This window comes from Winkia sp. UMB3158 (genome assembly GCF_030217145.1).
In the GTDB taxonomy this organism is placed as follows: domain Bacteria; phylum Actinomycetota; class Actinomycetes; order Actinomycetales; family Actinomycetaceae; genus Winkia; species Winkia anitrata.
Window position 1 is genome coordinate 143305 of sequence record NZ_JASONH010000003.1, and the last position, 21850, is coordinate 165154.

General features: G+C 59.1%; 21 protein-coding genes and 2 tRNA genes. 17 read left to right on the top strand and 6 right to left on the bottom strand.

What is annotated here, in order from left to right; all coding sequences use genetic code 11:
* From QP400_RS04200 to QP400_RS04220, 5 genes are read right to left on the bottom strand one after another with little or no spacing between them, the layout of a single operon-like run.
* Entirely contained in the window at positions 1-1668 is a 1668-nt protein-coding gene (locus QP400_RS04200) for an alpha/beta hydrolase (protein ID WP_004807391.1), read from the bottom strand.
* Positions 1669-1709: 41 nt separating this feature from the next.
* Positions 1710-2381 carry a response regulator transcription factor gene (locus QP400_RS04205; protein WP_004807393.1) on the bottom strand — a complete coding sequence of 224 codons (672 nt, stop codon included), beginning with the start codon at positions 2379-2381 and terminating at the stop codon, positions 1710-1712.
* Complete coding sequence (locus tag QP400_RS04210) at positions 2378-3928, bottom strand: sensor histidine kinase (protein WP_004807395.1); 1551 nt, start codon at positions 3926-3928, stop codon at positions 2378-2380. The genes QP400_RS04205 and QP400_RS04210 overlap by 4 nt, the downstream gene beginning before the upstream one ends.
* A gap of 3 nt (positions 3929-3931) precedes the next feature.
* Positions 3932-4072 carry a hypothetical protein gene (locus QP400_RS04215; protein WP_004807396.1) on the bottom strand — a complete coding sequence of 47 codons (141 nt, stop codon included), beginning with the start codon at positions 4070-4072 and terminating at the stop codon, positions 3932-3934.
* A gap of 8 nt (positions 4073-4080) precedes the next feature.
* Complete coding sequence (locus QP400_RS04220; RefSeq protein WP_004807398.1) at positions 4081-5289, bottom strand: pyridoxal phosphate-dependent aminotransferase; 1209 nt, start codon at positions 5287-5289, stop codon at positions 4081-4083.
* A gap of 204 nt (positions 5290-5493) precedes the next feature.
* On the opposite strand from QP400_RS04220, the gene QP400_RS04225 reads away from it, so the two are divergent.
* The 11 genes from QP400_RS04225 to QP400_RS04275 all read left to right on the top strand — a co-directional run bounded on the left by QP400_RS04225 (position 5494) and on the right by QP400_RS04275 (position 14028).
* Positions 5494-5569 (top strand) — tRNA-Trp (locus QP400_RS04225).
* A 91-nt stretch (positions 5570-5660) separates the two neighbouring features.
* The gene (gene secE / locus QP400_RS04230) at positions 5661-5885 is read left to right on the top strand and encodes a preprotein translocase subunit SecE (RefSeq protein WP_004807399.1); all 225 of its coding nucleotides are present in this window, start codon (positions 5661-5663) and stop codon (positions 5883-5885) included.
* 19 nt (positions 5886-5904) lie between these two features.
* Positions 5905-6756 carry a transcription termination/antitermination protein NusG gene (gene nusG / locus QP400_RS04235; protein ID WP_004807400.1) on the top strand — a complete coding sequence of 284 codons (852 nt, stop codon included), beginning with the start codon at positions 5905-5907 and terminating at the stop codon, positions 6754-6756.
* A gap of 151 nt (positions 6757-6907) precedes the next feature.
* Complete coding sequence (rplK, locus tag QP400_RS04240; protein ID WP_004807402.1) at positions 6908-7342, top strand: 50S ribosomal protein L11; 435 nt, start codon at positions 6908-6910, stop codon at positions 7340-7342.
* A gap of 76 nt (positions 7343-7418) precedes the next feature.
* A complete protein-coding gene (gene rplA / locus QP400_RS04245; protein ID WP_004807404.1) occupies positions 7419-8129 on the top strand; it encodes a 50S ribosomal protein L1 in 711 nt (236 codons plus the stop codon).
* Between the two features lie 141 nt (positions 8130-8270).
* Positions 8271-9041 (top strand): TSUP family transporter, encoded by a 771-nt coding sequence (locus QP400_RS04250; RefSeq protein WP_196793462.1) that lies wholly within the window; start codon positions 8271-8273, stop codon positions 9039-9041.
* Between the two features lie 231 nt (positions 9042-9272).
* Positions 9273-9794 (top strand): 50S ribosomal protein L10, encoded by a 522-nt coding sequence (rplJ, locus tag QP400_RS04255; protein ID WP_004807409.1) that lies wholly within the window; start codon positions 9273-9275, stop codon positions 9792-9794.
* A gap of 78 nt (positions 9795-9872) precedes the next feature.
* Positions 9873-10256 (top strand): 50S ribosomal protein L7/L12, encoded by a 384-nt coding sequence (gene rplL, locus QP400_RS04260; protein WP_004807411.1) that lies wholly within the window; start codon positions 9873-9875, stop codon positions 10254-10256.
* 104 nt (positions 10257-10360) lie between these two features.
* Positions 10361-11272, top strand: coding sequence for a 16S rRNA (adenine(1518)-N(6)/adenine(1519)-N(6))-dimethyltransferase RsmA (gene rsmA / locus QP400_RS04265; protein WP_004807413.1), 912 nt, complete (start codon positions 10361-10363; stop codon positions 11270-11272).
* Positions 11269-12207: a GHMP family kinase ATP-binding protein gene (locus QP400_RS04270; RefSeq protein ID WP_004807415.1), complete on the top strand. Its 939-nt coding sequence runs from the start codon at positions 11269-11271 to the stop codon at positions 12205-12207. The genes rsmA and QP400_RS04270 overlap by 4 nt, the downstream gene beginning before the upstream one ends.
* On the top strand, positions 12208-14028 hold the full coding sequence (locus QP400_RS04275) for an ABC-F family ATP-binding cassette domain-containing protein (protein WP_004807416.1): 1821 nt from the start codon (positions 12208-12210) through the stop codon (positions 14026-14028).
* On the opposite strand, the gene QP400_RS04280 is transcribed toward QP400_RS04275, so the two are convergent.
* Positions 14025-14633 (bottom strand): TetR/AcrR family transcriptional regulator, encoded by a 609-nt coding sequence (locus QP400_RS04280; RefSeq protein WP_040315344.1) that lies wholly within the window; start codon positions 14631-14633, stop codon positions 14025-14027. The genes QP400_RS04275 and QP400_RS04280 overlap by 4 nt on opposite strands.
* A 94-nt stretch (positions 14634-14727) precedes the next feature.
* On the opposite strand from QP400_RS04280, the gene QP400_RS04285 reads away from it, so the two are divergent.
* The 6 genes from QP400_RS04285 (at position 14728) to mfd (ending at position 21695) form a co-directional block, all read left to right on the top strand.
* Positions 14728-14798, top strand: a tRNA-Gln gene (locus QP400_RS04285).
* Positions 14799-14814: 16 nt separating this feature from the next.
* Complete coding sequence (locus QP400_RS04290) at positions 14815-15603, top strand: sugar phosphate nucleotidyltransferase (protein WP_419636448.1); 789 nt, start codon at positions 14815-14817, stop codon at positions 15601-15603.
* Positions 15604-15641: 38 nt separating this feature from the next.
* Positions 15642-16631 carry a ribose-phosphate diphosphokinase gene (locus QP400_RS04295; protein WP_004807422.1) on the top strand — a complete coding sequence of 330 codons (990 nt, stop codon included), beginning with the start codon at positions 15642-15644 and terminating at the stop codon, positions 16629-16631.
* A gap of 199 nt (positions 16632-16830) precedes the next feature.
* Positions 16831-17466, top strand: coding sequence for a 50S ribosomal protein L25/general stress protein Ctc (locus QP400_RS04300; protein ID WP_004807424.1), 636 nt, complete (start codon positions 16831-16833; stop codon positions 17464-17466).
* 66 nt (positions 17467-17532) lie between these two features.
* Positions 17533-18123 (top strand): aminoacyl-tRNA hydrolase, encoded by a 591-nt coding sequence (gene pth, locus QP400_RS04305; protein WP_004807426.1) that lies wholly within the window; start codon positions 17533-17535, stop codon positions 18121-18123.
* 5 nt (positions 18124-18128) lie between these two features.
* Complete coding sequence (gene mfd, locus QP400_RS04310; RefSeq protein ID WP_004807427.1) at positions 18129-21695, top strand: transcription-repair coupling factor; 3567 nt, start codon at positions 18129-18131, stop codon at positions 21693-21695.
* Positions 21696-21850 lie beyond the last annotated feature (155 nt).

Below are 21850 nucleotides of genomic sequence, written 5' to 3' on the forward strand. Positions count from 1 at the left end.
TCAGCTGCGCGGGGTAGCGATGCCGGTGAGCACTTTCATGAGCATCGCCCTCGAATCCTCGGATGTTAGCAGGCGCATATGTCCCACAGCTTTTGAGACGAGGTTGTGGGCGCCAGCCAGCTTCGTGCGGGGCACGTGTTCGTCCCACCGGGCGCTGATGGTAGTGATGCGTTCATCTACCTGGGGGAGTCGCTGGCTTTGCCATTCTGCTTCGGCAGCGCTTGGCCGCAGGTCGGAGGTGTGGGAAGCCCTCCCAAGTATCCCGTTTGCCAGGGGACTGCCTTCGAAAGGTGTCCCAAGGGTGACCATGGCTTTTACGCGGTGCCCCTGCGGGCCTGCCATGACCCGCCTACCTACCAGGCCACCTTTAGAGTGAGCAACCAGCACCACGTCTTTAGCATCCCGCTCCTCTAACCGGTCCTCGACGATTTTGGCGAGCTCTGGTACGGGCCCCATCATGTTTCCCAGTCTGGGTAGCATCCTCACTCCGCCGCCGCGGGCCACAATGTCTTCCGCAATTGCGGACATGGCCATGGGCTGTTCCCACACGCCCGGAATCGTCCAGCATTCCAGCCCTGACAAGGGTCCGCGCAAAGGGATCTTGGAGGTGGTTTTGGCTACCTCGTCATCATCCGAAAAATCGGCTGCAATGGCCCTTGGCACGGCAATGAAGGCTCCCAGCGTGTAGTCGGTGATCATCTCGATTGCCTGGCGGAGCCGGTGCAGGGGTGGTAGTTCCCCGTCCTCGGTAATCTCGTATTCACCTACGCGCAGCTGGATCCAGGGCGAGGGCGAATCTGTGGCCCACTTGTCCGCCCTCTTCTTGACCTTTCCCAGTTGGGCAAGCTCGTCGGCAACTACGTCCGCATACTTGTAGATGACAGAGTGGGCTCCACCGGAGACCTCTACCAACCGAGTGCGTCCGTCCTGCCCCCGGGAAGTACACAGTTCTGCGAGCCACCTGCGCGGGGCAATGGAATCGTATTCGCCTCTAGAGATGACCAGGTCGCCCCTATATTCTTCGATTCGGTCCTCTATGGCGAAGTGCATCATGGCCGGCAGGGTCTCTAAGAACCAGGCCACCCCGCTGAGCAGGTAGGCGCGGGCAGCAATGAGGCCCAGTTTGATTGGCTCGTGAGCGCTGGACTGAAGGAAGCGCAGTGCCGCCTCGTGCAGAGACCGTTCGCGCGCATTGACCGGAGCCCCCTGAAGCATGACCCCATCGATCAGTGTCGGTTCGATGTGCGCCAGTTCCATAGCCACCTGCGCGCCCATCGAATGGCCCAGCACAATGACCTGCCCGGACAAGCGGCCCTCTTTAGCCAGAGTCGTAAGCGTCCGCGCGACCGTGCGCGCGAACGCCTTGATATTCATAGGTTCGTTCGGCTTGGGCAGACCACCAAATCCGGGAAGATCAAACAGGATCGCGTCCCCATACTTGGACAGCTCATGTGCAAGCGGCACAAAATACCTGGCAGACACGCCAATTCCGTGAATAAGCACGAAGGTAGGCAATCCCACCTTGCGTTCCTTAGCAGCAATTAGGTGGTAGCGGACGAATACTCCGTCGATGCGGCGCACAGAAACCATAGAGGTGCCCGCCTGCTCGTTGGCATGGTCTACTACCCACGAATCAAGTACTACTTTATGGCGACGCTTGCTTATCATTTTTCCAGCCTACCCAACTAATGCAGGCTGTAGCTAACTTCTTAGATAGTCGCGAGTCGGTAGCCCATCCCGCGGACGGTAACAATGCGCTTCGCACCGATCTTGCGGCGCAGATAGCGAACGTAGACGTCAATCACGTTGGAACCCGGGTCAAACCCGTAGCCCCACACCATTTCTAAGAGTTGACTGCGCGAAAGCACCTGGTCGGGGTGTTCCATGAATGCGCGCAGCATGGTGAATTCGCGTGAGGAGAGCTCCACCGGCTTGGAATCGACCACAGCCTGCCGCCGCCTGGTATCCAATTCCAGGTTGCCCACCTGAATAATGTGGGAAGGCTTATCCGAACCGCCCCCGGACTGCTTGATGCGCAGTTTGATGCGGGCCACCAGCTCCTCGAAGCGGAAAGGCTTCGGCATGTAGTCGTCTGCCCCGCCCTCGAGCCCAGCAACCGTATCTTCTACCGAGGAACGGGCGGTCAGAATGATTACGGGCATAGAGGCACCCTGCCCGCGGATCTGTTTGAGTACCTCGAAGCCGTCCATATCGGGCAGGCCGATGTCGAGGATGACCAGGTCGAATTCAGATTCCAGTACCTGCTCCACGGCAGCGCTGCCGGTTGCGGCGACTACGGCCTCCATGCCCTCTTCGGCAAGGCCCTGGGCGATGAAGGAAGAAATGCCTGCTTCATCTTCTACAACGAGTATTTTGCTCACTCGTCCTCGTTCCCTTCAATGTCGGCGGTTGACGTGTCGGTAGGCAATGCGATTGCAAAGACTGACCCGGCCCCTTCCCTGGAGCGAAGCTCAAGGAAGCCCCCGTGTGCAGTAGCAATAGCAGTTACGACGGCTAGCCCGAGCCCAGATCCTGGCCTCGACGAATCGGCTCGCATGTAGCGTTCGAAAACGCGGCTCTGCGAGTCTTCTGGGATGCCGATGCCATTATCACGGACCCAAAGTCGCATTATTCCACAATTTTCGTGCACATGTGTCGGCCAGGTGGGGTTTGCCCCGTTCTTGGAATTCGAACGCCTTATGACCTTAGTGGAGATTTCCTGGCCTGATTCATCCAAAAGTGGGGGGCAAGAGGAAGTGGTGAGACCGATTTCTATGGTGGAGCTGTCTTCGGAGTACTTCACCGCGTTCGATACCAGAGCCATCCATGCCTGCTGGATGCGTTGCCCGTCGCCGATGTAGACCAAGGGGGTGATTTCGCCAAGCTTCCACTTGCGTTTTCCGAGCACTTTGGCGCCCTGATAGACGTTCATAGCCAGGTCGAACATGTCTATTGGTTCGGATTTGAAATAGCCCGTCCGCCCGGCTGCGGCCATGGTGGTCACGTCGTTAGTCAGGCGCTCCATGCGGGATAGTTCTTCGAGGGCGAGCTCCTTCACCCGCTCGATCTGCGCCGGGTCGTGCGAATTCATAACTTGCAGGTGTCCCGAAACAACGGTGATGGGGGTACGCAATTCATGGCCCACGTCGTCCATCAGGTTGCGCTGCGATTCCAGCGAGGTCTCGAGTCGGTCAAGCATCTGGTTGAACGAGGAGGCCACGATGGACAGTTCGGTGGTTGAAGAGACGGGCATGCGCTGGGTCAGGTCGTCCTTGTCTGTTGCCTGCGAGACCTTCACCATCTGTTCCAGCGAACCCAGCATGACCCCGGCCATGATTCTGGTGCCGATATAGAGCAGGATGATCGAAAGAGCTGCGAAGCCACAGTACAACCAGAGGAATTTGAGGGATTCCCACAGGCGAGCGTTGCGGTCTTGGACCAGCACGAGGGCGCCGGGCTGGTCGCCTTTTACCTGCAGCGGCAGCACGGTAACTAGGTACTGGGTGCGAGTGGTCTTTACGACTTGCGTGGTGCCGCGCCGGGCGGGCAGGTAGTCGTGAAGAGCTGCCAGCAACTGTTTGTCGGTGTAGGCGGGGATACCCCATTTGCCTTGGTGAGCGTCCAAGGCGCCGTTGTAAAAGCCCAAGTAGGCAGAGTAGTCGAAGGGGTTTCGCCTAGAGAGGTAGCCGTAGACGGCATTGGAAGTGCCCGGGAATTTGGCGTCGTCTAGGAAGGTGTGGACTGATTCGCTGAAGGTGTCGGCGTTTTGGAATTCCCGCGAGGACGCGGTGGCCATAGCCGAAAGCATCAGGGTTAGCCCAAGAAATGCCACGCACACCGTTGCCACTGACACGGTCAGGGTGGTGATGCGGGAGCGGAAGTTACTTAGAGGGCGGGGAGGGCGCAGCGTGCGGGGCTTGTGGCTCACTTACTATTCCGCCCGGTCGATGACGATGATCTGGCCCTCGTCGCGCGGGTCAGGGTTGCGAATATCTGCGTAGGTGAATCCGAGTACGCACAGCGCGACCGTCACCAGGATGGTGGCGATCGCCGCTGCAGTGCGTACCCTCAAGAGTTTCCTTACTTAGTGCCGATCAGCTTTTGCACTCTAGAAATGCCTTCTACCAGGTCCTCGTCGCCGAGGGCGTAGGAGAAGCGCAGGTAGCCGGAGGGGCCAAAGGCTTCGCCGGGAACGGCGGCTACTTCAGCCTCGTGCAAAATAATCTGGGCGAGTTCGGCGGAGGTGTGGGCCACCTGGCCAGCAATCTCGCGACCCAACACGTCTTTAACGGAGGCGTAGACGTAGAAGGCTCCCTGCGGGGTGGGCACGGTGAAGCCGTCGATCTGGTTCAGCATCTTCACCATGGTGCGCCGGCGCCTATCAAATGCCTCCCGCATCTCTTCGACCGCGGTAAGTGGTCCAGAAACCGCTTCGAGGGCGGCGCGCTGAGCCACGTTGCACACGTTTGAGGTCAGGTGCGACTGCAGGTTGGCTGCGGCGGTGATTACATCCTTGGGGCCAATCATCCAGCCGACGCGCCATCCGGTCATCGCGTAGGTCTTGGCGACGCCGTTGATCACTACCGTTTGGTCGGCGAGCTCGGGCACCTCTTTTACGATGTGTGCCGGTTCGGCGCCGTCGTAGAGCAGGTGTTCGTAGATCTCGTCTGCGATTACCCATACTCCCTTTTCGAGCGCCCACTGGCCGATTTTACGCAGTTCGGCAGGAGTGTAGACAGCGCCGGTCGGGTTGGTTGGGCTACATATCAGTACGGCTTTGGTTTTGTCTGTCCGCTTTTCTTCCAGCTGGGCAACGGTGATCTTGAAGTTCTGCTCAGCATCTGCGAACACGGGAACAGTGACGCCCCCGGAAAGACTGATTACTTCGGGGTAGGTCGTCCAGTAGGGAGTGGGCATTAGCACTTCGTCGCCCGGGTCCAGCAGGGTGGCGAAGGTTTGGGTGACGGCCTGTTTGGCGCCGTTGGTGACTAGAACGTTTGCCGGGTCCACCTCGTATCCAGAGTCGCGCAAGGTCTTTTTCGCAATAGCTTCCCTGAGCTCTGGAAGGCCGCGGCCGGGCGAGTACTTGTGGTTTTCGGGATCCTTAGCGGCAGCCACAGCCGCTTCGACAATGTAGTCGGGGGTGGGGAAATCTGGTTCGCCAGCGCCGAAGCCGATGACGGGCTTGCCCTGGGCCTTTAGTTCTTTCGCCTTGTTAGATACTGCCAAGGTGGCAGAGGTGGCGATGGCGCCAATCCGTTTGGAGACGCGGGAGGTTACGTTTGCCATGTCCCTCATTCTGCCACGAATCTAATCTGTCCACCTGGTGCGCAATATTGGTCTTTGCGTTCTCAGTGAGAATATTTTGGGCAAAATTTACTTTTGCGCTGCCGCCTGGTAGGGGAAAGGTCACAGTTTACCGTAGGGATTTTGAATAGAGGCTACCACTCAGCTAGAGTAAACGAGCTAGTTAGTTACGTAAGGCTGACTAATAGGGCAGTGGCGCAATTGGTAGCGCACCGGTCTCCAAAACCGGCGGTTGTGGGTTCGAGTCCCTCCTGCCCTGCCACTCAGGCAGGTTCCCGGGTAAGCTGGGAGCAGTTGGAAAGTGAAAATCCGGCTCCCACCTGTATAGCGGAGTCGATACCAGTGAGGTGAACGTGGCCGAAACAGCTAAGGGGACCGAGCAGCAGAAGACGGGAATCTTCGCCCGTATTGCGCTGTTCCTTCGCCAGGTTATTGCAGAACTCAAGAAGGTTGTCTACCCCTCTCGCGAGGAGCTGTGGACGTACTTCCTGGTAGTAATCATCTTCGTCGTCTCGATTATGGCGTTCATTGCCCTGGTAGACTTCGGATTTTCCGCCCTCGTAAAGCTTATCTTTTAGCGTCTAGGAGTGTAATTTCGTGTCAGTAGAAAACGAAGTTCCCGAAGAGGAGACCGTTTCGCAGGTAGACCAGGTCGAGCAGGCCCCGGCAGAAGAAGCTCAGGTGGAAGCTCCGGTCCAGGCCGAAGAGGACGCGCCAGCTCCTGCCGCAGAGGGCGAAGAAGAGGCTCCGGTTTCGGAAGAGGTCGAAGAGGCTCCTGCTCAGGCTGAAGAGCAGGCTCCTGCCGACGCCAGCCAGGATGCAGCCGAGGCTGCCAAGCAGCTGCGTGAAGAGCTCGAATTCCTGCCCGGTTACTGGTACGTGCTGCACACCTACTCCGGTTACGAACGCCGCGTGAAGGCAAACCTGGAGCAGCGTATCCAGACTTTCAACATGGAAGATTTCATCTACCAGGTGGAAGTACCCATGGAGAAGGTCATCGAGATCAAGAACACCAACCGCAAGGTGGTTGACCGGGTTCGTATCCCGGGCTACGCCCTCGTGCGTATGGAATTGGTCGAGGAAAACCCCGACGCATGGCGCGTAGTTAAAGACACTCCGGCCGTTACTGGATTCGTGGGGGATCGCCAGGCTCCGGTGCCGCTCATGCTTGACGAGGCCGTGAACCTGCTCGCGCCTACACCCGAGTCCCAGGCTGCCGCCGAATTCGAGGCCGGCCAGGCCAAGCCTAAGAAGGAAGAACCCCTTCCCATCAAGGTCGACTACGAAGTTGGCGAATCCGTCACCGTTATCGACGGGCCATTCGCCACCATGCAGGGCACTATTTCCGAGATCATGCCCGAAAACCAGAAGCTCAAGGTGCTCGTTGTAATCTTCGAACGCGAGACCCCTGTCGAGCTTGGCTTCAACCAGGTAATGAAGTCGGCCTAACCCAAGTCTTTGCGTGAACTCACTCACGCAAGTCGCATTTTGGCGCCCTCGGGCGCTAAGATCGGTGTTTGTGCCCATCGCCAGGGCACGAATTGTAATCACATGAAGCGGGGCAACCCGCTTTACGCAATCAGATTGAGAAGGACCCAAAATGGCACCTAAGAAGAAGGTTGTCGGCCTGATCAAACTGCAGATCCAGGCAGGCGCCGCAAACCCGGCTCCTCCCGTCGGCCCGGCCCTAGGCCAGCACGGCGTGAACATCATGGAATTCTGCAAGGCCTATAACGCCGCTACTGAATCTCTCCGTGGCAACATCGTTCCCGTCGAAATCACCGTTTACGAGGATCGCTCGTTCACGTTCATCACCAAGACCCCGCCGGCTTCCCAGATGATCAAGAAGGCTGCGGGCCTCGACAAGGGTTCGGGCACCCCGAACACTGTCAAGGTGGGCAAGGTCACCATGGATCAGATCCGGGAAATTGCCCAGACCAAGAAGGAAGACCTGAACGCAAACGATCTGGATGCCGCATGCAAGATCATTGCTGGCACCGCTCGTTCCATGGGCATCACCGTCGAAGGTAAGTAGCCCCACTGAAAGATCCCGTAAAGGGGAGTGGAAGAGGTAGAGCACCTCGTTCACCACAACTGCAAGGAGAAGCAGAATGAAACGCTCTAAGAGCTACCGTTCCGCAGCTGAGAAGGTCCACAAGGGAGAGCTGTACGCCCCCCTCGAGGCCATGAAGCTGGCTAAAGAAACGTCCACCACTAAGTTCGATGCGACCGTCGAAGTTGTCATGCGTTTAGGTGTTGACCCGCGCAAGGCTGACCAGGCGGTTCGCGGCACTGTGTCCCTGCCGCACGGCACTGGCAAGACCCAGCGGGTCCTGGTCTTTGCTGCTGGCGAGCGTGCGCAGCAGGCTATCGATGCCGGCGCCGACGAAGTTGGCGCAGAAGAACTTATCGAAAAGGTTCAGAAGGGCTACACCGATTTTGACGTCGCTGTTGCCACTCCCGACATGATGGGCAAGGTCGGCCGCCTAGGCCGCGTGCTTGGTCCGCGTGGGCTCATGCCTAACCCGAAGACCGGCACTGTCACCATGAATGTCGAGAAGGCTGTCAAGGAAATTAAGGCTGGCCGTATCGAATACCGCGTTGACAAGCACTCCAACCTGGCATTCGCAATCGGCAAGGTCTCCTTCACCGCCGAGCAGCTGACCGAGAACTACGCGACCGTGCTGGATGAAATCCTGCGCGCGAAGCCGGCCTCCTCCAAGGGCCGTTACATCATCAAGGCCACCGTGTCCACCACCATGGGCCCCGGTATCCCGCTTGATGCTTCGCTAACTCGCGACCTGCTAGGCGACGCTCACTGAGCCTAACTAGCTGAAGAATGCCCCGGAGCTAGCCTCCGGGGCATTCGTATATCTATGGGTTCTTCTATCTATCGAATCTGCCGAGAGCTCTTACCGGGTAGGGTTTCCCCTAAGTTAGGTACTGCCGTATGATGTGTGGCCGTGAGTATTTCGCTGTGGGCCCTTATGTTGGCAGGATCGGCTGTAGCCGGTTGGATAGACGCGCTAATCGGTGGCGGTGGGCTGGTGCTGATACCGCTGATCATGTCTGCCATGCCGCAGCTGGCACCGGCGGTGGCATTGGCGTCGAATAAGCTGGCGGCCGTGTGCGGCACCGCCTCGGCGGCGGTGTCCCTGACGCGCAACGTGGGGGTTTCCAGGCAGCAGTTGATCAAATACGTGCCGATTGCCCTGATTTGCTCTGGGATTGGGGCGGCCGCAGCTTCCGCTATCAACTCCGACTACATGCGGCCCATAGTTATTGTGCTATTGCTGGCTTCAGGCACTTTCGTGGCACTGAAGCCCTCCTTCGGAAAAGAGATAGAAGGCGCTAGGAAGGCGAGCAAGAAAGGTCGCGTCCTCGCCCTAGTGCTGGTAGGCGTAGTAGGCGCCTACGACGGGCTTTTTGGTCCCGGAACCGGCATGTTCCTAATCATGGGTTTCACCGCTCTGCTCAGCCAGAGCTTCCTGAAGTCTGCCGCGCTAGCTAAGGTTGTAAACACCTGCACCAACATCGGGGGACTAATCGTTTTTGCCCTCGCCGGGCACATCTGGTGGACGCTGGGGCTCACCTTGGCCGTGGCCAACGTCATCGGCGCCCAAATTGGCGCGCGCACGGTAGTGAAAGGCGGCACCAGGCTGATCCGTTTTGCGCTGCTAACCATGGTCATAGTCATGTCCTGCTATCTCGGCTACCAACAGTGGCTAATGTAGCCTTGCGCACAAAGAAGCCCTACTCCTTGGAAGAGGTAGGTCAAGCTGCTACCCTAATAACTGCCCAAGACCGCAGGTGTCCGCAAAGCGTGGACTCAAATCCGGATGGAGCCGGCGTAGGTGACCTAGAAGCAACATAGCTTACTGCAGTTATTTGCCCCCGGCGCCTATGCCCGGGGTTTTTCTTTTACCCCCGAACTCCGGCCTGTGGCACGATCGGAAGGAGGGCCTATGGCAAGGCCTGAAAAGTCTGCGGCAATCGCCGAACTAGAGGAACTGTTCCGTTCCTCTAACGCGGTGCTGCTGACGGAATACCGTGGGCTTTCCGTGGAGCAGCTCAAGACGCTGCGCCGCTCGCTTACTGGTATTGCTACCTACTCCGTCGTGAAGAACACGCTTGCCCGTATCGCAGCCAAGAATGCTGGCGTGGAAGGCCTTAGCGAGGATCTGGTTGGTCCGACCGCTATTGCTTTCGTCAGCGGTGAAGCCGTAGATGCGGCAAAGGCACTGCGTGACTTCGCGAAGGAAAACGAAGCACTCGTAATCAAGAACGGTGTCATGGATGGCGCTGCTCTTACTGTTGAAGACGTCAAGAAGCTCGCTGACCTCGAGTCTCGCGAGGTTCTGCTGGCCAAGGCTGCCGGGGTCCTCAAGGCTCCTATCGCCAAGGCTGCGCAAGTCTTCAACGCGCCCGCCCTCAAGACGGTGCGCACCATCGATGCCCTGCGCGAGAAGCAGGAAAAGGCAGCCTAGTCTGCTACACCCCGACCTGAATAGGTCAAAAAAGAAAACCTCTGCTCGCGAAGCAGGACAAACCGAAAGGATGCCAAAATGGCTAAGCTCACTACCGACGAGCTACTCGATGCTTTCAAGGAAATGACCCTCATCGAAATCTCCGAATTCGTCAAGAAGTTCGAAGAAGAATTCGATGTTGAAGCTGCTGCTCCGGCCGCCGTTGCCGTTGCTGCTCCGGGTGCAGGCGATGCCCCCGCAGCCGAAGAGAAGACCGAATTCGACGTCGTCCTCGAATCCGCTGGCGACAAGAAGATCGCCGTCATCAAGGCTGTTCGCGCCGCTACTTCGCTCGGCCTGAAGGAAGCCAAGGACCTGGTTGACTCCGCTCCTAAGGCCATCCTGGAAGGCGCCCCGAAGGACAAGGCTGAAGAGCTCAAGGCTGCTCTGGAAGAGGCTGGCGGCACCGTCACCCTGAAGTAGTTTTCCTAAAAACTGCAAGCGTTCTGGTTGGCACCCTGCTTTGGCAGGGTGCCGCCTTGCGTTAACCGTGACTTTTCTTTGCTGGTAAGGCGGCGTGTAACCTTATGCATGTGAACAACTCTTCCCTAGAAGCCGGCCTGCTGGGGCCCGCAGAAGTACGTGACATCTGTGCCGCCTTGGGCGTGCAACCAACCAAAGTGTTGGGACAAAATTTTGTTCACGATGCCTCCACCGTACGTAAGATCGTGCGTGCGGCAGGTGACGTAGCTGGGATGCACGTGCTCGAGGTTGGTCCGGGCCTGGGCTCCTTGACACTGGCGCTGCTCGAGGCCGGAGCCGCGGTTACAGCAGTGGAAATCGATGCCCGCCTTGCTACCGCGTTGCCGCAGACGGTCTTGGCCCGGCAAAAGGAGGCGGCTGACAGGCTGCGCATCCTGCGCTCGGATGCCATGGAAGTAACCGAGCCACAGAAACTGTCGGCGGCTGTGCCGGTGGGGGATGCGCCCTCGGAAATATTTGATGAGCCGCCCACGTACATCGTGGCGAACCTGCCCTATAACGTGGCGGTGCCTGTACTGCTCACGCTGCTTGAAGCGTTGCCGACGGTGCAGACCGTGTTGGTAATGGTCCAGGCAGAGGTTGCAGATAGACTCGCTGCCGGGCCGGGAAGCCGCACCTACGGGGTGCCCTCGGTGAAGGCTGCCTGGTATGGGGACGTGGAGCGTGCCGGAACAGTCGGCCGCGGCGTATTTTGGCCCGTGCCGAACGTGGATTCTGCCCTTGTGCGGATCAGCCGCAAGCCCAGTCCAAAGGCGGATCGCTCGGCAGTGTTTGCACTGGTAGATGCCGCCTTCAACCAGCGGCGCAAGACACTGCGCCAAGCGCTCAAAAACTACTTCGGATCGGCAGCTAAGGCGGCAGAGGTATTAGAGAAGACGGGCATAGACCCGTCCCGGCGCGGAGAGACCCTGACCGTTGCCGATTTTGTGAAGATCTCGCAAGAGGCGGATTCGTGAAGGCTTCCGCACCCGGAAAACTAAACGTCACCCTTGCCTGCTCCAGCCCCGACGAGCGGGGCTACCATCCGCTGCGCACAGTGTTCATGGCAGTGGGCCTTCGCGAGGAAGTTGAGGTTATTCCTGCAGATAGGTGGAGCCTGCAGACCACCATGGTGGACAGTGCTGGAAATGAAATGCCGCTGCCCGCGGAACTATCCGCCCTCGCCCCGCAGGAAAACCTTGCTGTCAGGGCTGCTTCGGCCCTCTTGCAAAAAGCGGGCATCCGTGGGGCGGCACAGCTGCGGATCACCAAACGAGTGCCAGTCGCCGGGGGAATGGCCGGCGGTTCAGCCGATGCTGCCGCCGCGCTCGTGGCAACGGCAGCTACCTTTGCCATTGACCAGGATTACTCGGACCTAGCCCGGCAGCTGGGAGCCGATGTGCCCTTTGCGCTGGCTGGGAATGTCGCCCTCGGCACCGGCTATGGGGATCGGCTACAACCGATTGGGCAGGCGGCCGCGCGACATTGGGTGTTTGCGTCCGCGGCGGGGCAGGGGCTGTCCACGCCCACGGTGTTCCGCCGTTTTGACATGATGGGCCAGCCGCACACCCCGCCGTGGGCGCTGCCGGGAACCGCGGCAGGTCCCCTCGAAGAACAGTTGGCGAGCGCGCTAGCGGATCCGGATCCCCGCCCACTCGGGCAGCTGATGTTCAACGATCTACAGCCGGCCGCATTGGCGGAACGGCCCGCGCTGGCTCAGGTGATTGAGGTAGCCCGCGATAGCGGCGCACTGGGGGCGCAGGTATCCGGTTCCGGCCCAACAGTAGTGGCCCTGGCAGAAAATGGGGAGCAAGCCCGCAAGATTGGTTCAGCTTTAGAATCTTTGCCCCAGGTGGGACGCGTGGTCGTGATTACTGGTCCGGCTGGCGGCGCAAGGATTGAAAGGGAGTAGATGGCTCACTTATTAGGAGTGCAAGACGCAGGAACGCTAGCGGGGTCCCGCAAGATCCTCGCCGATTTTACGGCTGGAATTGCCGATGGGGACCGCATCGGCGTGCTGGGCCCGAACGGCGCTGGAAAATCTACGCTGCTGCGCTTGCTTGCCGGAACCCAGGAACTGGAGCAGGGGCTGCGCACCGTTACCGAGGGCGTCGACTTGCGCCTAGTAGGCCAGGTCGACCAGCCCGACCCGCAGGCGAGCGTTCGTGAGGTATTGCATGGCGATAGCCCGGAATATAAGTGGGCTTCTGATCCCGATGTGCGCTCGATCCATGAGGGGCTACTTTCTGGGATTTCGCTGCAGGCCCGCACCGGGGAGCTTTCTGGCGGGCAAAGGCGCCGGGTATGCCTAGCGGCCGCCCTCGTAGCGAAGCCTACGATTTTGCTGCTGGACGAGCCGACCAACCATTTGGATGTCGAGGGCGTAGCTTGGCTGGCCCAGTACTTGCGCAACCATCGTTCCAATACCGGAGCACTGGTGGTAGTCACCCACGATAGGTGGTTCCTAGACGCTGTCTGCTCCTACATTTGGGAGGTCGTTCCCGGCGTCGATCCGGGCTACGGTAAACCGCAGATCCCCGGGCACGTAGAAATCTACGAGGGCTCCTATGCCGCCTACATTTTGGCCAGGGAGGAACGTGCTCACTCGGCGCAGGTTGCCGCTGAAAAGAGGCAGAACGCCTTGCGCAAGGAGCTGGCATGGTTGCGCCGAGGAGCCCCGGCCCGCACTTCCAAACCGAAATTTCGCATTGAGGCTGCCGAGGCACTGATCGCGAACGTCCCGCCGCCCCGCGACAAGGTGGAGCTGGTATCCATGGCCACCTCCCGCCTGGGCAAGCGGGTCATCGATCTAGAGGACGTGTCGTTCGCCTACCCGGATTCCGAACCGATCATCAAAGATGTCACCTGGCGGCTGGCTCCAGGGGAGCGCGTAGGGATCGTTGGCGTGAACGGCGCCGGGAAGACCACTTTGCTGCGGCTACTTAGAGGCGAATTGGAACCTACCAGTGGGCACATTCGCCGCGGGAAAACAGTCCAGCTTGCCACGTTGTCGCAGGCCACCCACGAACTGGATGCGTTGGCGGAGCGGCGCGTGGTCGAAGCAGTAGCGGATGTAAAACAGTCCATTCAAGTGGCAGGCAAGGAAGTAACCGCCACCCAGCTAGTAGAGCGACTGGGCTTTACCAGGGAACGGGCTTGGACGCGCATCGCAGAAATTTCAGGTGGGGAGCGCCGCCGCCTGCAGCTGATGCGACTACTGATGGCCGAACCGAATGTGCTGCTACTGGACGAGCCCACTAACGACTTGGATACTGACACGCTCGCCCAGATGGAGGACCTGCTGGACTCCTTCCCGGGCACCCTAGTAGTGGTTTCCCACGATCGCTACCTGCTCGAGCGAGCCACCGACCACCAGATGGCACTCCTACCTTCGGGAGCGCTCGCGGATCTGCCAGGGGGAGTGGAACAGTATTTGGCGATGCGCGAGGGGCAGGTGGAAAAGCAGGCGCCCGCGCCGAAGAAGCAGAATACGGATGCGGCAGCCCAGTACGCGGCACGCAAACAGGCGCGTTCGCTAGAGCGAAAACTGGATAAGTCCCGCGCACAAATAGCCAAGGTGGAGCAGGAAATGGCTGCCTTGTCGGCCTCTCTGTCCCCGCAGGACGTGGCAAAGCTAGCCGAGCTCAACAAGAAGTTGCAGCAGATGCAGGCGGGCCAGGATCAGCTGGAAGAAGAGTGGTTGGAGGCTGCCGAGAAGGCCGAAGGTAACTAGTCCGTTTCAGTTACCGTCACCAGCTTCGGGTCGGGGCGCATCCCGCGCAACCCATACCAGGCCAGGTTGATGACGTGCGCGGCGACGGTCTGTTTGTCGGCGCTGCGCTCTTCTAACCACCACTGGCCGACCTGCGAGACGATTCCGACCAGCATTTGCGCGTACATTGGCGAGGGTGTGGGGTCTAGTCCCACCGCCTCTAGGGTTTGCGCCAGCAGGTACTCGGCCTTTACCGCAACGTCTCCCATGATCGAAGAATAGGGTCCGGTCGACTGCGACACTGGTGAGTCGCGCATCAGCAGGCGGAATCCGTCCTCGTTGTCTTCAATGTAGGTGAGTAGGGCGATGGTGGAAGATTCGACCATGGCCCGCGGCGAGGTAGCAGACTCTAGCGCCCCAATGATTGCTTTGGTTAAAGAGGAGACCTCGCGGTCAACGATCACCGCGTACAGCCCTTCTTTGCCGCCGAAGTGCTCGTAGATAACTGGTTTGGAGACCTTAGCCGCGGCAGCGACCTCTTCTACCGAGGTGGCCTGAAAGCCGCGCGAGGCGAAAATGGGGCGGGCGATAGAGATAAGTTGTTCGCGCCTTTCCAGACCGGTCATGCGCGCCTTCGACACCAAAATTCCGCCCTCCCAAGAGTGTGACTTTAGTCCAGCAGTTTTTACTATAGAGAAAAACATGGCATGCTTGAACCATTCCGCCCTAGTGTAATGGCAGCACGCGGGTTTTTGGTACCTACAGTCCGGGTTCGAGTCCTGGGGGCGGAGCTGCCAGCAAATGCTGGTGCTGCAAAGCAAAAAATCGGGGGACAACGTGGAACGCACGGTAATCATTTTGGCCGCCGGCCAGGGCAAACGAATGCGCTCAGCCCTACCAAAAGTTCTCCACGAAATGGGTGACAAAACACTGCTGGGACATGCCGTAGCCGCAGCCCAGGGAATCAATCCAGATCGACTTTGTGTGGTGGTACGCCACGAGCGCGACCAGGTAGTCGCACACATCAACCAGATTGCACCCGAGGCCGTAGTAGCCGACCAAGACGAAATCCCAGGCACCGGTCGAGCCGTGGCCTGCGCCCTCGAAAAACTTGCTGAAACCAAACCTGTCACCGGTACCTGCGTGGTCACCTCGGGGGACGTGCCCCTCTTAGAATCGCAGACGCTTTCCGCTTTGGTTGCCGCCCATGAAGAGGCCGGCGCAGCGGTTACCCTGCTTTCCACAAAAGTCGCAGACCCCACCGGATACGGACGCATCCTGCGCGATGCAGACGGCAATGTGAAGGGAATCGTAGAACACCGCGATGCCAGCTCCGCGCAGCTGGTAATAAACGAGATAAATGCGGGAATATACGCTTTTGATGCCGAATTCCTTCAGGCCGCATTACAGAACTTGGACACGGATAACGACCAGGGCGAGGTTTACTTGACGGATACCGTCGCAATCGCCGTGAAAGACGGATTGGGGGCGGCGGCCCACATCCTTGCAGATTCGGTCCAAGCAGAAGGCGTCAATACACCCGAACAGCTGGGTGCTTTGGCTAAGATTTATGCGGAGCGGCGTTCGCGCCGCTAGGCAGGGCAAGGCAACAAAACTTTAGAAGGGACCAGTCGATGACAGGCATCATCTCCTCCGGCGAGAAACGACTAGTAGTTGTTTCAGGACGGGCTTACCCGGAATTGGCGGAGGCAGTGGCAAAGGAGCTGAAAACTGAACTGCTTCCCACCACGGCATACGACTTCGCGAACGGGGAAATTTACGTTCGTTTCAACGAATCGGTGCGCGGTGCGGACGCGTTCGTAATTCAGTCCTACACCCAGGATTTGAACAAGTGGCTGGTTGAGCAGCTGATCATGGTTGACGCCCTTAAGCGTGCTTCCGCGAAGCGCATTACCGTGGTGGCGCCCTCTTACCCCTATGCCCGCCAGGACAAGAAGCATCAGGGCCGCGAACCTATTTCCGCCCGCCTGGTCGCTGACCTGTTCAAGACGGCAGGCGCCGACCGCATCATGTCGGTGGATCTGCACGCCTCGCAGTCGCAGGGCTTCTTCAACGGCCCGCTGGACCACCTCTATGCCATGCCCGTACTGGTCGACTACGTGAAGACTCGCGTTGGCGCCGACAAGGATAAGATCACCGTTGTGTCCCCGGATGCCGGCCGCGTTCGCGTTGCCGAGAAGTGGGCAAATCGCCTGGGCGGTTGCTCGTTGGCGTTCGTGCACAAGACTCGCGACACCACCAAGCCGAATCATGCAGTAGCTAACCGAGTTGTAGGCGAGGTCGAAGGCAAGCACTGCGTGCTGGTCGACGACATGATCGATACCGGCGGCACCATCGCCGAGGCGGTCAAGGTGCTGCTGGCCTCCGGTGCAGCAGATGTGATCGTTGCTGCTACGCACGGCATCCTGTCGGATCCGGCTACGCAGCGGCTATCTGAGTGCGGCGCCCGCGAAGTGGTAGTTACCAACACCCTGCCGATCGAGGGCTCCAAGCGTTTCGACAAGCTCACTGTCCTGTCGATTGCCCCGTTGCTGGCGCGTGCGATCAAGGAAGTTTTCGACGACGGTTCGGTCACCTCGTTGTTCGACGGCCCCGTAGCTTAGTTTTAGGTTGCTGCCCTCCCCGCCAAGGGGAGGGCAGCGGCGTTTAATGTGAGACTGCCCGCGCTCGTTGCTTCGGTGGCCACCAGCAAGTTAGACTATGTGAGTTGCCTCGGCGAGGGAGGTCAGTTGACACTCCGTTATCGACGCGGCCGCAGGAAACCCTGCGTCCTCCGGGGCCACTACTACCCGAAAGGACATCATGGCTGAAAACAAGCTTGAAGCTACCGTTCGCTCTGACTTTGGTAAGGGCTACGCCCGCCGCGCCCGTGCAGCCGGCCGTATTCCCGCCGTCATCTACGGTGGCAAGGATAAGAAGACCACTCACGTGAGCCTGCCGGCACACGAGACCTTCCTGATCGTGAAGGACAACGCCAACGCTCTGGTCGAACTCGATATCGATGGCACCGAGCAGCTGGCACTGGTTAAGGACATTCAGCGTCACCCGGTTCGCTGGGATATCCTTCACCTGGATCTGCTCGCCGTTACCCGCGACGAGAAGGTTAACGTTGAGGTTCCGCTCGAAGTCGAGGGCGAGCCGGCTCCCGGCCTCACCCACGTGCAGGAAACCTTCGAACTGCCCGTCATTGCTCCGGCTATCGCAATTCCGGAGTACTTGGTTGTCAACATCGAGGGCCTGGAAGCCGACGTCACTGTTCGCGCAGAAGACATCAAGCTGCCCGAGGGCGTCGAGCTTGACATTGAACCTGATGCCGAGATCCTGACCGTTCGCGAGCCCGAGGAAGTTGACATTCCCGAGCCCGAGGCCGGCGAGGAGTCCGAAGGCGAAGCTGAGGGCGAGTCCGAAGGCGAAGCTGAGGGCGAATCCGAAGAATAAGAATCGCGATAGAATCCGGGGCGGGGGACTGCCCCGGATTTTTGTTGCCCTGGGAGGGAAAGAATTATGACTTGGTTGGTTGTTGGGCTTGGCAATCCCGGGCAAAAGTATGAGCGGACGCGCCATTCTGTTGGCCACATGGTGATAAATGCGGCAGCTGAAAAGTTTGGCGGCACTTTGAAGAAGCATCGCGCCGGCGCATTCTTGGCTGAGCCGCGCGTGGGCACTATGCCCGGGGGCGCGCCCGGTCCGAAGACGATGCTGGCTACCCTTACCTGTTTCATGAACGTGTCGGGCGGGCCGGTGGCTCAGCTATGCAAGTACTACGATGTGCCGGCGGACAAGCTGCTTGTGGTACATGACGATCTGGACTTGCCGGATGGGCAGTTGCGTCTGAAGGTTGGCGGTGGCGAGGGCGGCCACAACGGCCTGCGTTCTATTTCGAAATCTTTGGGAACGAAGCACTATGCCAGGTTGCGCGTTGGTATTGGCCGGCCGCAGGGCAGGCAAGATCCTGCCGACTACGTGTTGGCTCCCGTAGCGGGGAAGGCTCTTACGGAGCTCGAGGTGACGGTCGCTCGGGCTGTTGATGTAATAGAAGATATTGTGACCACTGATTTTTTGGGGGCGCAGATGCGTCTTCACTCTAATGGCTAGGTTTTATGAGTATTTCTAAGTCGCGTCTTGCAGGGGTTCGTCAGCAGGTAGCCGGGCTTGTTCCGGAGTTGGATACTAACTACCCGCATTTTGTGCTAACCGCGCCTAAGGGGGTCCGTCCTCCGTTGGTGGATTTGTTAGCGCGGCGCAATGAGTCTTTGACCGTGGTGGTTACCGCTTCGGGCAGGGATGCCGAGGTACTTGAGGCACAGCTGGGCAACTACACCGATGGGGTGGCGGTGTTTCCATCCTGGGAGACTTTGCCACACGAACAGCTCTCTCCTAGATCTGACACTATGGCCAAGAGGGCGCAGGTGTTGCGGCGGCTGCTGCACCCGATCCAGGGCGACCCGCACACCCCGCCGGTGAAGATTTTGTTGCTGCCGGTGCGGGCGCTGCTGCAGCCGCTCACTAAGAGCCTTGCCGAGGTGGAACCGGTTGTGGTGCACGAGGGCGATAGCGTTTCCCCGGCAGCTTTGGTGGCACGGCTGCTGGAGCTGGGCTATACCCGCACTGATCTGGTGGAACGTCGCGGCGAGGTGGCCGTGCGCGGCGGTTTGGTAGACGTTTTTCCTCCTACCGAATCACATCCGCTGCGACTGGAGTTTTTTGGCGACGACGTAGACGAGATCCGCACTTTCGCGGTGTCGGATCAGCGCACTATCGAGAAGGCTGCATCAGGGTTATGGGCACCGCCGTGCCGCGAATTGCTGTTGACTGAATCGGTACGGGAGCGGGCGGCATCGCTGCAGAATTCGCTGCCGGGTTTCGCCGAGATGTTGGAGCGGCTGAGCCAGGGCACCGCAACTGAGGGCATGGAAGTACTTATGCCCGTGTTGAAGGATGACATGACGCCGCTGGCCAAGTTGTTGCCAGAAGATGCACTATTTATTGCGGACGATCCGGAGCGCATTGAGGCGCGTAGTACGGACCTGCTGAAGATGACTGCCGAATTCATGGAGGCAGCCTGGTCCTCGGCGGCGGCGGGCGGCAAGGTGCCGTTTTCGGTTCGCGAGCTTCCATTCGAAAATATCGAGGACACGAAGGAATTGATCCTGCAGCGAGGCATGCGCTGGTGGGAGCTCACTTCGCTGCGCGCTTCCGGAGACGATGGGATCCCTACCGCCGAGGTCGCAGCTACAGAACCAGCTGCGTATCGGGGCGATGCGCGCAAGCTGGGTAAGGATTTGAAGGAATGGATCTCTAGTGGGTGGCAGGTAGTGTGTGCCACTCCGGGCGCTGGCGGTGCCGCTAGGTTGCAGGCGCGCCTTGCCGAGATCCAGATCCCGGCGCGCATGGTAGAGCAGATTGATGCCGAGCCGTTTACCGAACCTGTGGTTCGGGTGATCCCCGCCGCGGTGCAAAATGGTTTCGTTTCGGAAAAAGCCCATTTCGTGCTGCTTTCCGAGGCCGACATCACGGGTAAGTCCCGGGCGAATGTAGGGGTAAAGAACAAGGTTCCGGCCCGCCGAAAGAAGGGTGTGGATCCGCTTGCGCTGCAGGCAGGCGACTACATTGTGCACGAGCAGCACGGAGTGGGCCGCTTCATCGAATTGGCAACGCGCACAATGGGCCGGGGCAAGGATCAGGTTACGCGCGAATACCTGGTAGTCGAGTATGCGCCCTCGAAAAAGGGAAGGCCCACAGACCGCCTGTGGGTGCCTACTGATTCGCTGGATCTGGTTAGTAAGTACACCGGAGGCGAGACCCCGCAGCTGTCCAAGATGGGCGGCTCTGATTGGGCCAAGACCAAGGCGAAGGCGCGGAAGGCAACGCGCAAGATTGCTGCGGAGCTGATTCGTCTCTACGCTGCTAGGCAGGCTACGAAGGGGCACGCATTTGCTCCGGATACGCCGTGGCAGCATCAGCTCGAAGATTCTTTCGAATATGTTGAAACCCCTGATCAGCTGACGGTGATTGACGAGATAAAGGCCGACATGGAAAAGCCTGCGCCGATGGACAGGTTGCTGTCCGGAGACGTGGGCTACGGCAAAACTGAGATTGCTATTAGGGCGGCTTTCAAGGCGGTACAGGATTCGAAGCAGGTGGCGGTGCTGGTGCCCACCACCTTACTGGTGCAGCAGCATTTCGAGACTTTTTCAGAACGCTATGCGGGCTTCCCGGTGAAGGTGGCTGCGCTGTCGCGGTTTACGTCGAAGAAAGAGGCCGAACATATTAAGGATGACCTGCTTGCGGGCAAGATTGACGTGGTGATCGGCACGCATTCGCTGGTTACCGGCCAGGTGCGTTTCAAGGACCTGGGGCTGGTGATCATCGACGAGGAACAGCGCTTTGGTGTCGAACACAAAGAGACTCTGAAGCAGCTGCGCACTAACGTGGATGTGCTGTCTATGTCGGCAACTCCGATTCCGCGCACGCTAGAAATGGCGGTCACCGGGATCCGCGAGATGTCTACCCTTGCTACTCCTCCCGAGGAACGCCACCCGGTGCTTACCTATGTTGGGCGGTATACCAATAGCCAGGTGAAGGCCGCGATTAGACGCGAGATGTTGCGTGACGGGCAGACTTTCTTTGTGCATAATCGAGTGGATTCCATTTCTAAGGTGGCTGCCGATATTGCCGAGTTGGTGCCTGAGGCACGGGTTGGCATTGCCCACGGCAAGATGTCAGAGAGCCAGCTGGAATCGGTCATCATGGACTTTTGGAATCGCGATTTGGATGTGCTGGTTTGCACTACGATTGTCGAAACCGGGCTGGATATTTCTAACGCCAACACGCTGATTGTGGACCGTGCTGACCGGATGGGACTGTCGCAATTGCACCAGCTGCGCGGCCGCGTAGGACGAGGGCGGGAACGCGCTTACGCCTACTTCTTGTATCCGGGGGATAAGCCGCTTACAGAGACGGCGCATCAGCGGCTTTCTACTATTGCGGCTAACACGGACCTGGGTGCCGGTACGGCAGTGGCAATGAAGGATTTGGAGATCCGAGGTGCGGGCAACCTGTTGGGTGGGGAGCAGTCTGGCCATATTGCCGGCATTGGTTTTGACCTGTACGTGCGGATGGTTTCCGAGGCTGTTGCGGAATTCCGCGGAGAGGAGAGCGCTCCGAAGGAAGAGGTCAAGATCGAGGTGCCGATCGACGCTCACGTGCCCGAGGATTACGTGCAGGGCGAGCGGCTGCGCATGGAGATCTATGCCAAGCTTGCCTCTGCGCAGAACGCGGAGGAGCGGCAGAGCGTGCGGGCCGAATTGGAAGACCGCTATGGTCCGCTGCCGGCTCCCGTACTTCGGCTGTTTGCCGTGGCGCAGCTTCGCGAGAAGGCACGCCAGGCGGGCGTCAGCGATATTGCCATGCAGGGCAAGTACGTGCGGTTCGCCCCGGTAGAGCTGGCAGATTCGCAGATGATGCGGCTTCGCCGAATCCATCCGGGGACGGTCATGAAGCCCGCTGTCCGGCAGGTGTTAGTGCCCGCTCCGACCGACGGCAAGATTGGCGGTTCCAAGATCGTGGGCTTGCAGTTGCTCGAATGGATTGAGCAGGTGCTGGTGTTGGTATCGACCAAGGTCTCGACGCTGAATGCTGACCCGAACACGGGAGCAAAAGACTGACGGAAATTAGGTACACGATCCTTTTGTGATTAGGGCGTGCATCTATGCTGTTTTGGTTCTTTTGCGAAATTACGAGGGCGAATTTTTCGGGTTCACTATGCCCGAAACACAATTTTTGTGACAATATGTCTCAAAAAAATTGCCCGCTCTGAAGA